Origin of the sequence: Pseudomonas sp. PNPG3, from assembly GCF_023093815.1 — a bacterium.
GTDB lineage: Bacteria > Pseudomonadota > Gammaproteobacteria > Pseudomonadales > Pseudomonadaceae > Aquipseudomonas > Aquipseudomonas asiatica.
Window position 1 is genome coordinate 1 of record NZ_JALLKV010000011.1, and the last position, 14,210, is coordinate 14,210.

General features: G+C 64.7%; 15 protein-coding genes. 7 read left to right on the forward strand and 8 right to left on the reverse strand.

What is annotated here, in order from left to right:
* Nucleotides 1-99: 99 nt before the first annotated feature.
* From MJ643_RS10025 to MJ643_RS10035, 3 genes are all read right to left on the reverse strand, one after another.
* Complete coding sequence (locus MJ643_RS10025) at nt 100-864, reverse strand: hypothetical protein (protein WP_038409274.1); 765 nt, start codon at nt 862-864, stop codon at nt 100-102.
* Nucleotides 865-928: 64 nt separating this feature from the next.
* Nucleotides 929-2,206 (reverse strand): bifunctional O-acetylhomoserine aminocarboxypropyltransferase/cysteine synthase, encoded by a 1,278-nt coding sequence (locus MJ643_RS10030; RefSeq protein ID WP_013972022.1) that lies wholly within the window; start codon nt 2,204-2,206, stop codon nt 929-931.
* Nucleotides 2,207-2,375: 169 nt separating this feature from the next.
* A complete protein-coding gene (locus MJ643_RS10035) occupies nt 2,376-4,133 on the reverse strand; it encodes an OPT family oligopeptide transporter (protein WP_196184780.1) in 1,758 nt (585 codons plus the stop codon).
* A gap of 166 nt (nt 4,134-4,299) precedes the next feature.
* Between MJ643_RS10035 and MJ643_RS10040 the strand changes: the two genes are divergently transcribed.
* A complete protein-coding gene (locus MJ643_RS10040; RefSeq protein ID WP_015269926.1) occupies nt 4,300-4,746 on the forward strand; it encodes a hypothetical protein in 447 nt (148 codons plus the stop codon).
* 172 nt (nt 4,747-4,918) lie between these two features.
* Complete coding sequence (locus tag MJ643_RS10045; protein WP_196184779.1) at nt 4,919-5,089, forward strand: hypothetical protein; 171 nt, start codon at nt 4,919-4,921, stop codon at nt 5,087-5,089.
* Between the two features lie 80 nt (nt 5,090-5,169).
* Here the strand turns inward: MJ643_RS10045 and MJ643_RS10050 are convergent, their stop codons facing one another.
* On the reverse strand, nt 5,170-6,141 hold the full coding sequence (locus MJ643_RS10050) for a helix-turn-helix domain-containing protein (protein ID WP_024086758.1): 972 nt from the start codon (nt 6,139-6,141) through the stop codon (nt 5,170-5,172).
* A 130-nt stretch (nt 6,142-6,271) separates the two neighbouring features.
* Between MJ643_RS10050 and MJ643_RS10055 the strand changes: the two genes are divergently transcribed.
* Entirely contained in the window at nt 6,272-6,913 is a 642-nt protein-coding gene (locus tag MJ643_RS10055) for an HD domain-containing protein (RefSeq protein ID WP_013972026.1), read from the forward strand.
* Nucleotides 6,914-7,029: 116 nt separating this feature from the next.
* On the opposite strand, the gene MJ643_RS10060 is transcribed toward MJ643_RS10055, so the two are convergent.
* The 3 genes from MJ643_RS10060 to MJ643_RS10070 all read right to left on the reverse strand — a co-directional run bounded on the left by MJ643_RS10060 (nt 7,030) and on the right by MJ643_RS10070 (nt 9,721).
* On the reverse strand, nt 7,030-8,016 hold the full coding sequence (locus tag MJ643_RS10060; protein WP_013972027.1) for a 5'-nucleotidase: 987 nt from the start codon (nt 8,014-8,016) through the stop codon (nt 7,030-7,032).
* 84 nt (nt 8,017-8,100) lie between these two features.
* Entirely contained in the window at nt 8,101-8,592 is a 492-nt protein-coding gene (locus MJ643_RS10065; RefSeq protein ID WP_013972028.1) for a DUF1543 domain-containing protein, read from the reverse strand.
* A 214-nt stretch (nt 8,593-8,806) separates the two neighbouring features.
* Nucleotides 8,807-9,721, reverse strand: coding sequence for a LysR substrate-binding domain-containing protein (locus MJ643_RS10070; protein ID WP_024086760.1), 915 nt, complete (start codon nt 9,719-9,721; stop codon nt 8,807-8,809).
* Nucleotides 9,722-9,815: 94 nt separating this feature from the next.
* Here MJ643_RS10070 and MJ643_RS10075 point away from each other — a divergent pair, with 94 nt between their 5' ends.
* Nucleotides 9,816-10,991 carry an MFS transporter gene (locus MJ643_RS10075; RefSeq protein ID WP_013972030.1) on the forward strand — a complete coding sequence of 392 codons (1,176 nt, stop codon included), beginning with the start codon at nt 9,816-9,818 and terminating at the stop codon, nt 10,989-10,991.
* A 152-nt stretch (nt 10,992-11,143) separates the two neighbouring features.
* Here the strand turns inward: MJ643_RS10075 and MJ643_RS10080 are convergent, their stop codons facing one another.
* The gene (locus MJ643_RS10080) at nt 11,144-11,767 is read right to left on the reverse strand and encodes a glutathione S-transferase (protein WP_023662501.1); all 624 of its coding nucleotides are present in this window, start codon (nt 11,765-11,767) and stop codon (nt 11,144-11,146) included.
* Nucleotides 11,768-11,964: 197 nt separating this feature from the next.
* Here MJ643_RS10080 and MJ643_RS10085 point away from each other — a divergent pair, with 197 nt between their 5' ends.
* From MJ643_RS10085 to MJ643_RS10095, 3 genes are all read left to right on the forward strand, one after another.
* Complete coding sequence (locus MJ643_RS10085) at nt 11,965-12,267, forward strand: DUF3077 domain-containing protein (protein WP_031325298.1); 303 nt, start codon at nt 11,965-11,967, stop codon at nt 12,265-12,267.
* Nucleotides 12,268-12,345: 78 nt separating this feature from the next.
* On the forward strand, nt 12,346-13,068 hold the full coding sequence (locus tag MJ643_RS10090) for a hypothetical protein (protein ID WP_196184777.1): 723 nt from the start codon (nt 12,346-12,348) through the stop codon (nt 13,066-13,068).
* A 111-nt stretch (nt 13,069-13,179) separates the two neighbouring features.
* The gene (locus MJ643_RS10095; protein WP_013972034.1) at nt 13,180-14,100 is read left to right on the forward strand and encodes a LysR family transcriptional regulator; all 921 of its coding nucleotides are present in this window, start codon (nt 13,180-13,182) and stop codon (nt 14,098-14,100) included.
* Nucleotides 14,101-14,210: the final 110 nt, after the last annotated feature.

Here is a 14,210-nt window from a genome sequence, read left to right on the forward strand (position 1 = left end):
GGCGGCTTGATCACCGTAACCGGTGTCCGGAAATACTTGACCAGAACAGCTTGCCTGCGATGGGCTGCGCAGCAGCCCCCTGGCATGCGCGCCGGTGTATCACCCCCGTCGCAACGCAGCCGCCAGCCCCACGGTCAGGACCACGGCACAAAGCATGGCCAGGCTGATGGCGATTGCGACACCCCAGGCATCGAGCAGCCCTGCCAATACCAGATAAAACGCAATCACCCCCACCGCCCCGATCGCATTGCCCCGCACCATCGCCGCCATTCCTGCACGGCCAGTCTGCACATGGGCGAACACCACTAGCGGCCAGGCAATCACCGGGATCGGCGCCAGCATCCCGCTGGTCGCCGGGCCCAGCCAGTTGGCCAGGCTTGTGGTGATCATCAGCAACGAAGTGGCAGACACCATGCGCAGAGGGATTTCCCAAAATCGATGCCGGGGCCGGACCAGGGTGTCCGGCCTGGGCTCGCGGCCGCTGGCGCGTATCAGCACGCCGATCAGCACCAGCGCCACGGCAATCGACAGGTACAGGTTGCCCCCGTGTGTAAACGCGTAGGCCGCGACGCCATAGAACAACATCGCCAGCAATACAGCCCAGCCGATGCCGAGCCTGCGTGTGGCGAACAGGTAGAAGGTGTACGTGGCCTGCACCGCCGCCAGGCCGCCCAGCGCGCCGGGCACCGCACCCAAGGCAAAGGCCGTGCCCTGTTCCAGGCACAGGAAGGTCATTACCAAGGCCGAAGTGATCGGCAGGCCGGACAGCAACCCGCCGAGCAGGCCACCCCAGCGACGCGAGGCGAGGGAGATGGCCCACATCAGGAGCGGGGTGACGATCAGCTTGAGGTAGAACAGGGTCATCGCAGGGCTATCCAGATGTGCGAAAGGTGCGCCCGCCGTAGGCATTGGGTAGGGCGCAGATGAATCAACCGCGGCTGGCCTCCAGCGCCTGGGCCAGGTCGGCGATGATATCGTCGCTGTGCTCGATGCCGATCGACAGGCGCACCATGTCCCGTGGCACGCCGGCCTTTTCCAGCTCCTCGTCATTGAGCTGGCGGTGGGTGGTAGAGGCGGGGTGGCAGGCCAGCGACTTGGCGTCGCCGATGTTCACCAGGCGCACCACCAGCTGCAACGCATCGATGAAGCGCGCACCGGCCGCCTGGCCGCCCTTGATGCCGAACGACAGGATCGACGCTGGTTTGCCGCCGGTGTAGCGCTGGGCCAGTTCATGCTCGGGGTGGTCAGGCAGCCCTGCATATTTCACCCACGCTACCTGCTCGTGGGCTTGCAGGTAACGGGCGACCTTCAGCGCGTTCTCGGTGTGGCGTTCCATGCGCAATGCCAAGGTTTCCAGGCCTTGCAGGATCAGGAAGGCGTTGAACGGCGACAGCGCCGCGCCAGTATTGCGCAATGGCACCACGCGGCAGCGGCCGATGAAGGCGGCGGGGCCGAAGGCTTCGGTGTAAGTGACACCATGGTAGGACGGGTCGGGGGTGTTGAGCAGGGCGAAGCGCTCCTTGTTGTCCGCCCAGGGGAACTTGCCGGAGTCGATGACGATGCCGCCGATGCTGGTGCCATGGCCGCCGATGTACTTGGTCAGCGAGTGCACGACGATATCGGCACCGTGCTCGAACGGCCGGCACAGCACCGGGGTGGCCACGGTGTTGTCGACGATCAGCGGCACACCATGGCGGTGGGCGGCCTCGGCCAGCGCGGCGATGTCGACGATATTGCCGGCAGGGTTGCCGATGGACTCGCAGAACACCGCCTTGGTGCGCGAATCGATCAGCGCTTCGAGGGCGGCGATGTCGTCATGGGCGGCGAAGCGGGTATGGATGCCCATGCGTGGCAGGGTGTGGGCCAGCAGGTTGTAGGTGCCGCCGTACAGCTTGGCCACCGAGACAATGTTGTCGCCGGCCTCGGCGACGGTCTGGATGGCGTAGGTGATGGCCGCCATGCCCGAGGCCACCGCCAGCGCGCCAACCCCGCCCTCCAGGGCGGCCATGCGCTGCTCGAGCACGTCGTTGGTGGGGTTCATGATGCGCGAGTAGATGTTGCCGGCCACCTTCAGGTCGAACAGGTCGGCGCCGTGTTGGGTGTCGTCGAAGGCGAAGGAAGTGGTCTGGTAGATCGGTACGGCCACTGCCCGGGTGGTCGGGTCGGGGCTGAAGCCTGCGTGGATAGCGAGGGTTTCCAGCTTCATGCAATCGTTCCTTGAGCGTGGGTGGAGCGATCGAGCATGTGGCGGGGGGAGGGTGTGGGTCAAGGGTGAACGCGCGATGGGCTGCTCGACAACAGCCCATCGCATTCAAGGGCGCGTTAGAACGTTGTAAATGGCGCGCCGGTGCAGCATGGCCCCGCCATGCCAACCGCTACAGCATTCGCACCATCTCCCAGAACGATGCCGCCACCCCGGTAATGCTTTCCCCGGCAATCAGCCCCGCTGCGGCCGTGATCGCAAACCGCTCTGTAACGCTCGGCCAACGGCAACCGACCAGCCAGGTGACCACCGCGCCGAGCCCCATCATCATGCTGATCGATGCCGGCAGTATGAACGCCAGCCCCAGTGCGCCGGTACTCGGCAGCCAACGCGCCACCCATTGCGGCAGCAGGCTGTCCAGCGTGCCCAGCAGTACGCCTGCCGCGCTGCCGGCCACAATCGCGCAGCGCAGCTCCGGCGACAGCGCCCCCAGCCCCTGCATCAGGGTCTGGGCCACGGCCTTCCAGGTTGCCACGGCCGGTGCAGGCCATTGCTCGGTAAGCAGCAGGGTCTGCGGATCGGGAATCAGCACCAGGTACACCAGCACGCCCACCACGCTGCCGATGAGGATGCCCAGGCACTGTGCAATCAGTTGCTTGTGTGGCGTCGCGCCGATCGCCTGGCCAACCTTGAAGTCGTTCATCAGGTCGGTGGCTTGCCCGGCAGCGCCGCCGGCAGTGTTGGCGCTCATCAGGTTGATGGCCACCTGGCCCGGGGCGACCAGGCCAAAGCTCAGCTGCGACAGCTTGCCGATGGCGCCGATCGGCGCAATACCGGTGGCACCGACCACGCGCGCGGCGACCACCGCAAGGCATATCGCCAAGGGAATGCTCAACAGCGCCATCCACCAGTCGATGCCGAACAGCAACGCCTGTAACGCCACCACCAGCGTAATGGACAATAACAGCCCGCACGCAGGTGCCAGGGGAAACCGCCCACGGGTGTGCGCTGCCCGACTTGCCAGCGGGGCGGTGGGCCTCTGCCGGGGCATTTGCAACAGGCGGACCGACAATGACGTCAGGGTTGCGCATACCATCAGGCTGACGCCCGGCCACAACAGCCATTCCACCAGGGCGGCGAACTGTGGGCCGCTGGCGTTCGGGGCCAATACCACCAGGGCATGGTCGATCAGCCACGGTGCCAGCCCGCCCCAGGCCAGCGCGGCGCCGAACAGCAGCGTCAGGCCCACGCGGATGCCGATGATGCCGCCGAAGCCGACCAGCATCAGCGAAGGGTCGAGCGTGAAGGTCAGGCGCTCGAGCACAGGCGAGGGTGCCCAGCGCGGTATCGTCCAGACAAACCCGTCAATCCACTTCACCAGCCCTGACAGCAACGCGGCGCTGCACAGCACCTTTATCCGCATCATGGCTTCGTGGCCGTGGCGGTAGATCTGCTGCAATGTCTCCAGGGTCGCCATGCCCTCAGGGAACTTCAGGCCATGGTCATCGAGCAGGGCGGGGCGCAGATACCAGGCGATCCAGATGCCCAGGAAGCTCACGGAGAACACCCAGGCCATCATCGGCAGCGGGTCCAGCTGGTGACCGGTGAGCAGGGTATAGGCGGGGATCGGCGCGACCAGCCCGCCAGAAACGATGGAAGCGGCGGCCGAGGCCACTGTCTGGTTGATGTTGCTTTCGTGCAACGTCCATGCGGGCCGGCCCTTGCTGCGCCCCGCCAGGCCCTGCCACAGGGTGAAGCCGACCAGCAAGGCGATGATCGACATGTTGAACGACCAGCCGATCCGAAGGCCCGCGTATACATTCGAGGGTGTCAGCAGAATGCCCAGCACTACGCCGGTGAGCACCGCCCGCGGGCTCAGTTCACGTTCGATGCGAACCTGGGGAAGGGCGGTGGAGGGGGCATCTCTCATGGCAATCCCTTGTCGGAGTGGTAAGCGCGCTTTGCACAACTGAGCCACTGCTGCCACAAAGGTTCACTGTCGCTTCTGGTTGTGAAAGGTGTCCGGCAATAGCCCGGAAGTGCTAGCGGTTACACCGGCGGGTCTCAAGAAAAGTGCTGCGCACAGGGGCCCGCTCTTGCTGACACTGCCGAATCAAGAGAGATTAGTGAAGTTATCTAAATTCGATAACTTTCCTAATCTTGGTATAAGTCAGGAGTGGGGCAAGCACTCATGGGATGTAGCCTCGCAGAGCCCCATCACCAGCGCTGATGTCGAAACCGCTTCAGAGCAGGCGATTGCCACACTGGATGAGAGCTTCTTCCGGGTGCGCTTTGACCGCCTTACGCTTGCGGAAAAGAAGTACCTGCGTGGCATGGCGGATCTGGGGGCCGGCCCTCATCGTTCTGGTGATATCGCGGCCAGCCTGGCGCGGAAGGTTTCCACGCTCGCACCACTGCGCAGTGCATTGATCGAGAAAGGGATGATCTACAGCCCGAACCACGGTGATACGGCGTTCACTGTGCCGCTTTTCGATGAGTTCATGCGGCGTATCATGCCGGGCGATGATTGGCGGATGGGCTAGCCTGCTCTACAGGCATGCAAGCCGCAATCACAGGCAACGGTCCTCCCCGATTGCCAGTACGACTGTAAAGATATGCAAAGTATCCCTAGGCCATCACGCTGTCACTCTAGAATCCGCCCGCTGCCGAACCTGGTAATGGCAGGCAGCAGATCTAGCCTTGTGGAGCGTTCCAATGAAGTCGAAACACCTTTTCCGCGCAGCCCTGGTTGCGGCGCTGGTATCGGCCTTGTCAGGCTGCTGGATGTTCATGCCGCCGGGTGGTGGCGGTGGTCATGGTGGTGGCCACGGTGGCCACGGTGGCGGCGGTGGCTTTGGCGGCCATCAGGGCGGTGGCCCTCGCTAAGCTGACCTAGCGATGGAGCGCACAGCCTCGGCCGGGACGCTAAAGCGTACCCGGCGCGAGCGCACATAACACGGTTCATTTCATCCCGACCGCCCAAACCGCTTGCGATACTCCGCCGGCGTAACCCCCACATGTTTCACGAACGCCCGCCGCAACGTATCTGCATTGGCAAACCCGCACAGCGCCGCCACCTGCTTCGGTGCCTCTCGCCCAGCCTCCAGCCGCGCCCGCGCAGCATTCACCCGCGCCAGCTCCACCCATGCGGCCGGGGTCATGCCCACATCACTCTGAAACACCCGTGCAAAATGCCTCGGGCTCAGCCCAACCCGCGCAGCCAGGCTGGCAACCCCGTGGTCCAGTGCAGGGTTGGCGGCCACGTAACGCTGCAACCCCTGCAATGCCGAACGCCCGACCGGTGATGTCCCACCTTGCCGGCTGAACTGCAGCTGCCCGCCAGGCCGCTTGAAGTACATCACCAGATGCCCGGCAACCTGCTTGGCAATATCCCGCCCCAGGTCTTCTTCCACCAGGGCCAGTGCCAGGTCCAGCCCGGCCGTTACCCCCGCAGCGGTACGCAGGTTGCCGTCATGCACCTGAATGGCATCGGCATCCACCTGTACCCGCGGATAACGCTCGGCCAACGGCTGCGCCACGGCCCAATGGGTGGTCACACGCCGGTCATCCAGCAACCCGGCAGCCGCCAGGGCAAACGCCCCCGTGCACACCGAGCCGTAACGCCGGCAAGCGCCCGCGCGTTGCCGCAGCCAGTCGAGAATGCCGGGGCGCAGGTATTGCTCGGCAGCCTGCGGTGTGCCGGCGACCAGCAAGGTGTCGATGGCTTCCAGGTCTTCGCCGATCCAGCCGTCGGCGACCAGGCGCGTACCGGAAGAGCTCACCAGCGGCCCCGGTTCGCAGGCCAGCAACAGCAGGCGATAGGCTTCACGGCCGGCCTGACGGTTGGCTTCTGCGAATACATCGAGCGGGCCGCAGGCATCCAGCAGTTGTACGCCGGGCATGGCCAGTATGGCGACCGTGATGGGGGCAGAGGGCATGGTGGCTCCGGGCGTTGCGCCGCAAGTCCGTAATCCGCCGACAATGGCAGTATTTGGCTGTACAAGTCAATTGAGGACATTGGCCCACGACCGCAGACTGGGCTCGTCATCAACCCACCCAGGAGCGACCATGTCTTCATCCATCGCCGGTATCCAGGTGCCCGACAGCGCCATGGCTCGGGAAATCACCGAGCTCGTCCGTGACACGGCTTCCCCTTTGCTGTTCCACCACTCCAGCCGGGTGTTCTACTTCGCGGCCCTTGCCGGGCAGCGGCTGGGGCTGCGTTACGACAGTGAACTGTTGTACGCAGGCTGCATGTTCCATGACATGGGCCTGACCCATCAGCACAGCAGCGATTGCTGCCGCTTCGAGGTGGACGGTGCCAATGCGGCGCGCGATTTCCTCCAGCGCCACGGCGTGGACGAGCGCGATGTCGAGCGTGTGTGGACGGCGATCGCGCTGCATACCACGCCGGGCATTCCAGAGCACATGCACCCGCTGATCGCCCTGGTCACGGCGGGGGTAGAGACGGATGTGCTGGGGCTGCACCACGATGGGCTGGGGATTGCCGCGCGGGATGCCGTGGTCCAGGCGCACCCGCGTGGGGAGCGGTTCAAGGAGGCGATCATCCAGGCGTTTTACGACGGCATCCGGCACAAGCCGCAGACCACGTTTGGCAACGTGAAGGCGGATGTGATCGCGGACAAGGAGCCTGCATTCCGGCCTGGGAATTTCTGCAGCGTCATTCGGCAGTCCTGCTGGGCGAGCTGAGTAAAGCGGGCTGGTGCTGCCGGTGTTGGCAGGCCCTGGTGCCTGTCAGCTAAACAGATTGGGGCCGCTTTGCGGCCCTTCGCGGGCGTGCCCGCTCCCACAGGTTGCGCATCAGATCAAACCGGTGCTCTCGAAGTGGGAGCTGGCACGTCGAGCGCAGAGTCCGCCGCCGAGCGCTCGCGATTCGCCACCCCGAACGGCACATGCACCATCGGCAAGTCCCCCGCCGGTGACTGCAGGTGGCTGCGCTGGTCATCAAAGAACACATGTGGCTTCAGTATCGACAGCACCCTGGGTTTCTCCATCCCGCCTAGAAAGAAGCACTCGTCCGGCGATACGCCCCAGTCCTTCAGCGTCGTCACCACCCGCTCATGCGAAGGGGCATTGCGCGCCGTCACGATGGCGATCCGCAAGATGCGCTTGTACGCCGGGTCTTCGGCCAACTTGCGGTCCTCGAGCATGCGAATCAGCGAAAGCTTGCGGTACAGGTCCGCCAAGGGCCCCGGCGAATGCGGGATCCCCTTGCGCACACGTTCATGCTCCTGAAACTCGTCCAGGTTGTCGTCGCGCTTGTACACGCGCTCGGCCTCGTCATCGGCAATCACCCCGTCAAAGTCGAAGGCCACCCGCAATTCGGTGTCGATCTCGTCATCGTAGATGCGTGTCGGCAGCACCCGCCCGGCGGGGTAGTTGGCGTCGATGGCTTTCTGTACATCTTCCTCGTTGGCACTTAGGAACAGCGAGGCATTGAACGCCGGGATGTACTCGTAGGGCGAGCGGCCCGACATGAATGCCGCGCGGGTGATGTCCAGCTGGTAGTGGTTGATCGAGCGAAACACCCGCAGGCCGGTCTCCGGCGAATTGCGCGACAGCAGCACCACCTCCACCGGCAACTGCTCGGGGAAGGCCTGGTTGATGCTCAGGAAGCGGCGAATGAACGGGAACGCCACGCCCTTGGGGAAGGGCTCGTCCAGGTTCTGCTGCTGGTGCTGACGGTAAGCCTCGACGCCCTCGGTCTGGTAGATGTCGTCCGAGACGGTGAGGTCGAACAGCGCACTCGAAGCAACGCCGATGACCAGTTTCTGTTCGATGGGGTAGGGCATGAAACAACTCCTGAGCGTGAGCTGAAGGCAAGTGTACCCGTGCGCTGTGACGAAAGCCCTCAGTACCCACAGGCGCTATCGGCATCAGATGAGGATGTAGTCACTACGCACCATCAGCGGCTCATGCGCCCCTTCGACCAGGTGCACGAACTGCCCTGCCACCTGGTCGATCGCCAGGCAGTCGTCGACATCCAGCAAGGCATCGGTATGCGGCTTCAGCCAGTCCGCCTGCATGCGTTGCTTGCCCAGGGCCTTGGCCTCGGTCTTGCTGTGGGCGGTGACCAGCAGGTAGCGGTGGGCCTCGCCGAATACTTCGCGTTCATAACCACCGAGGTTGATGAAGTACAGGCGCAGCGCACCGGGGGCGGGGGCGTGCGGGCGCAGTTCGATGCGCTGGCCGTCGACACCATGCACTTCCAGCCATGAATCGATGTGCAAACCTTTCGGGCTGCCGAACCAGGCTTGGCGCAACTGCGGGTAGGCCTGTTCGAAGGTGTCGGCCAGGGCGAACACCACATCGTGAACTTCGATCTTGGCGCCTGGGTGGCGGCCTCCGAGCATGACGACGTAAAGCATGGGCGGTCCTTTGCGGGGCTAACGTAAGAATGCGGCATTGTACTGCCTGATTCGCGGATGCCGCTTTCATGGAACTGCACAGGACTCACTGAATTAGCAGGGCCCCTGTGGGAGCGGCTTTAGCCGCGAACACCGGCGCAGCCGGTGCCAGGCACTGTGTTGGATTCTTCGCGGCTAAAGCCGCTCCCACAGGGTACGCGTACCGTTTGCGCATTCAGTTCTCTGCGCGACAGCTCCGGCCTGACAGTTGCTCTACCAGAAAATCCACGAACACCCGCACCCGCGCCGGCATCGCCGGGCCGCCGACGAACACCGCATGGATCGGCTCGCGATCACCGGGGTTGTACGCCTCCAGCAACGGCACCAGCTGCCCGTTGGCCAGGTCATCGGCCACGGTAAAGGTACCGATGCGCGCCACGCCGGCGCCGAGCCTGGCCAACTGCGCCAGGGCCTCGCCGCTGCTGCATTCGATATTGCCCGTCACCTTCAACGAGAATGCCTGCCCGTCGCGACGGAACGGCCAGTCGGGTGCGGCGCGGCGGAAGTTGAAACGCAGGCAGTTGTGCCGGGCCAGGTCCTCTGGCACAAGCGGCGTACCGCAGCGCGCCAGGTACTCGGGCGAGGCGACGATCACCTGGCCGGTTTCGCCAATGGCACGGGCGCTCAACGAGCTGTCTGGCAGGTGGCCGAAGCGCAGCGCCACATCGGCCTGGCCGCCGAGAATGTCGGCCACTTCGTCGCTGAGGGTAAGATCGACCAGCACCTGCGGGTAGCGCGCGCTGAACGCCGCCAGCAGCGGCACCACGGTCAGCCGGCCATGGCCCAGCGCTGCGCTGACCCGCAAGCGCCCGCGGGGCACACCCTGGTCGGTGATGGCCTCTTCCACTTCGAGCATGTCGGCCAGCACCCGCCGTGCACCGCGCAGATACGCTTCGCCCTCGGGCGTGAGGGTGATCGCCCGAGTGGTGCGCAGCAGCAGGCGGGTGCCCAGGCGCTGTTCGGTCCGCGCGAGGATGCGGCTCACCGCCGACGGCGTCAGGCCCAGCGCGCGGGCGGCGGCGGACAGGCTGCCCTCCTGGGCCACCTTGGCAAAGATTTCCATCTCTCCGGATCTTCCACTGAAGTCCATTTGTGCCTCTTGAGCAAAGGTGGTTCGCAAAAATGCAGTCTAGTGCGGCTCAGCTTCGGATCGTAGCATTTGCAGCACAGATAAGGAGCTTGCCATGCGTATCAATCCACCTCTTGTCGCGCTCGCCATCGGTGCCTTCGGCATCGGTGTCACCGAGTTTGCCCCCATGGGCATGTTACCCAGCATCGCCACCGACCTGGGCGTCTCCATCCCCGCAGCCGGGCTGTTGGTCAGTGCCTATGCGATCGGTGTGCTTATCGGTGCACCGCTGATGACCCTGGCCACGGTGAAGATCCCGCGGCGTTACCTGCTGATCGGGTTGATGGCCATCTTCACCCTCGGCAACCTGATGTCGGCCCTGGCCAGCGACTATGCCAGCCTGCTGGTCGCCCGTGTGGTCACCTCGCTGAACCACGGTGCGTTCTTCGGCATCGGCTCGATCGTCGCGGCCAGCGTGGTGCCGCCCGAGAAGCGCGCCGGGGCCGTGGCCGCCATGTTCATGGGGTTGACCCTGGCCACCATCGGCGGTGTGCCGCTGGCGACCTGGTTCGGTGAAATGCTGGGCTGGCGCACGGCCTTCTGGGGCATCGCCGGGCTCGGCCTGGTGGCAATGACCACCCTTTGGTACGCACTGCCTAATGTGCCGTCGCCCAAGGCTGGTGGGGCCATGGCCGAAATCCGCGTGCTGGGCCGCGGGCCGGTGCTGGCGGCATTGCTGCTGACCGTGGTGGGCTCCAGTGCGATGTTCACGGTATTCACCTATATCGCGCCGATCCTGCAGAGCGAGGCGGCAGCGTCCACCACCTTCGTCACGGCCATGCTGGTGTTGTTCGGTGTCGGCCTGACCTTGGGCAACGTGTGGGGTGGCAAGGCGGCGGACCGCTCGATCGACCGTACCCTGATGCTGTCGCTGGCCGTGCTGATTGCGGTGTTGCTGGTGTTCCCGCTGGTGATGGACTGGCCGCTGCCGACTGCGCTGGCGATCCTGGTATGGGGCGCTGCCAGCTTTGCCCTGGTGCCGCCGCTGCAGATGCGGGTGATGGAGGCGGCCAAGGATGCGCCCAACCTGGCGTCGGCGGTGAATATCGGGGCGTTCAACCTGGGTAACGCGATTGGTGCGGCGCTGGGTGGGGCGGTGATCAATGCGGGGCTTGGGTATTCGGCGGTTTCCCTGGCGGGGGCGGCGATGGCGGCGGTTGGGTTGGTGATGGTATTGATGTTTGCCTGGCGTGGGCGGGCGGTGGCGTTGGGGGATCGAGCAGCAGTGTAGGGCTTGAGATCCTGGGGGCGCTTTGCGCCCCTTTCGCGACACAAGGCCGCTCCCACAGGGAACGCGCTGGCAGTACTTGTGGGAGCGGCCTTGTGTCGCGATGGGCTGCAAAGCAGCCCCACGGTCTTGCCCCGGTCGTCAATCTGTTGCCATCACGGTGTACCGTTACGGCCATGCAGGTGATAGGCCGGGCGCTCGCTCAGCCGCTCGTAATAATCGCGCACTGCCGGCAGGTGCGGGTGCTCTAACGGCGTTTCGAACCAGCGGTTGACCGACAGGCCAATGGGGATGTCGGCCAGGGTGAACTGGCTGCCGGCCACATAGGCACCGGTGCTTGCCAGCTGGCGGTCGAGAATGTGCATGTAGCGCGCCCAGTCCGCGCAGCCGGCGGCCAAGGCCTGTGGGTCCTGGTGGGCGGGCGAGTGCCTGACCAGCGACATGAACGCGTAGCTCCAGGAACGGTTGAGGTCCGAGGCCTGCCAGTCGATCCACTGGTCGATCCTGGCCCGCGCCTGGGCCTCGCCCGGGTAGAACGCGGTGGCACCATAGCGCGTGGCCAGGTAGCGGATGATGCTGTTGGATTCCCACAGGGTGAAATCGCCATCCTGGATCACCGGGATCATGGCGTTCGGGTTCAACGCAAGGAATTCGGCGCTGTCCGTGGGCTTGAAGCCCGCCCCCCAGTCTTCGCGCTCGAACGCGACCTCGAACTCGGCGCATGCCCACAGGACTTTTCGTACATTGATGGAGGAGGCTCTGCCCAATATCCGTAGCATGGTGTTCATCCTTGTGAGGGGGGATTGATCGTCCGTCACTGCCGCTTGGCGGTCAAGAGCCAGCGTGGTGGCGGAGCGTCCTCTTTGTAGGGTTCTTGTAGTCCATTTCCGAAAGTAAGCCTTTCCACCCCCAAGGTTATTGTGGCGGGGCAGGCAGCGCCCTAGTCTCGGCACCCTCGTAACCCGAGGAAATGGACATGGACAAAGACACTCCGAAAGAAGGCGGCAATCTCAATGTCGTGCGTGCAGCGGGTCGTTTTGGCAACGGCGGTGCCGAACTGGTGCAGATGAACGCGCAGTTGCCGATGCGCACGGCATTGATGGAGGCCTCGAGCATCATGGGCTGCATTACCGAACTCACCCGCAAGGCCATCGACCGGCCCGGTGACCGCAAGGCGATGATGCAGGCCACGTACTACCTGGCAGGCATGGCCAAGGCGCTGATCGACGGCCAGTTGCAGCAGTTGCGCCAGGCTCGGGGAGGCGAGCAGGAGCCTTAGTCAGGCTTGCCTGGGGACCATGAACTTGGCACCCTTGGTCAGTTTGAATCTCTGTATCACGACAGAAGGAAGTTCGCATTGAGCTGGGACAAGGTGGGGAAACTCCTCGTAGCCGTGCTGCTTGGCCTGATGGTCCTGCTGGCCGCCTATGGGTTGCTCAGGGGCAACCCGCGCCTGGAGGCATCGCTGACCTATGCCTATCTCACCTATCCCAGCCAGTTCAGCGAACGCATCACCAAAGCCAGCGAACAGCTCAAGTACGAGCAGTTGCAGGGGCGTATCAATGCCATCAGCGAGGGCGGGCTGAGCCACGATCAGGTCGAGCGGCTGATCGAAATGGCCCAGGCGCCGTATGCCCAGCTGTTCGCCAAGCCCTTCGAGGCCGGGCTGGTCGATCACCGTACCGGTCTGCTCATCGAGCTGCGCAACCGTGGTGATGCGCAGGTACGCCAGGTGAAAATCCGCCTGCCGGCGAAAGGCCTGGTGCAGGTGCGCGATGCAGCTGGCAATGACACCATCGTGGAAACCTCTACCATGCAAGCGGACATCCCCACCATCGAGCCGGGTGGCGTATGCAAGGTATGGGTGTATTTCGATGCAGACTATTCGCAGATCCGCCAGGGCGGGGTCAGCATCAGTCACGCCGATGGCAACGCTGACATACAGGTTTACCGCGAGGTCATCGGTATTCCGGCCTGGGTGGTCCGCTACAGCCGCGAGCTGATGATGTTGCTGGGCGTATTGGCGGCCAGCGTTTTGGGCCTGGGGTATGCCTGCCTGTCGCGTCGCCGCGTGGCGTGAGCTTGCCGGGCGTGTCTTCAGGGCAAAGGACATTTGCCGCAAACTCAACAATCGCCCGTTGACAACCCTCTATAGTGCTCGGCATTACAAGACCCATGCCGAGCCTGCCCGATGATCCCCTCCCTGGACTCCATTTTTTCCCGCCTGCGCCTGCGTCAGTTACGCCTGCTCATCGAACTGGACCGTTGCAGCTCCCTGCACAAGGCGGCGGAGGCCATGGCGATTTCCCAGCCCGGGGCCACCAAGGCCTTGCGCGAGGTGGAGGAGGTGCTGGGTGTGCCGTTGTTCCAGCGCCTGCCCAGCGGCCTGGTGGCCAATGACGTGGGCCGTTGCGTGGTGCGATATGCGCGGTTGATTCACAGTGACCTGGGGCATTTGCGCGAGGAGGTGCTGGGCATCGTCCAGGGCCAGGGTGGGCGGCTGGCGGTGGGTAGCATCATGGGTGCCATGCCGACCCTGGTCGGTGCCCTCGGGCGGTTGCGCCGCAAGCAGCCGCAACTGGCGGTGGAGATCGCCGAGAACACCAGTGCCAACCTGCTGGCCCAGCTTGATGAAGGGCGCCTGGACCTGGCCATCTGCCGGCCAGGGCTGGGCCGCAATGCGGCGGACTACGCCTTTGTCGAACTGGCCCAGGAGCCGCTGGCGGTGGTCGCGCACCCGCAGCACCCGCTGGCCGGGGCGGCGACGCTGGAAGTTGGTGACCTGAGCCAGTACCGCTGGATTGTCTACCCGGCCAACATGCCCATGCGCCAGGCGCTGGAGCGTGAGTTGAGCGAGGCGGGGGTGGAGGTGCCACGCTACCCGCTGGAAACCTTCTCCACCTTTGCCACCTTCATGCTGCTGGAAGGCGACCCGACACTGGTGGCGGTGATCCCCAGCGCCGTGGCGGCCTTTGCCGAGCAGCGCGGGTTGCTGGTGTCGCTGGCAGTGAAGCTGCGGGCACTGAGCGAGCCGTTCGGGATCGTGCACCGGGTGGCAGCGCCGCTATCGCCGGCGGCGCGGTTGCTGGTGGAGGAACTTACGGCCGGTTGAGCCCTGTTGCGACCCCTATGGTAGCGGGCAAGCCAGCGAAGCAAGCGACGCGGTGGATGGCACCGGCTACGCCGGTGTTCGCGGCCACGGCCGCTCCCACAGGTACAGCG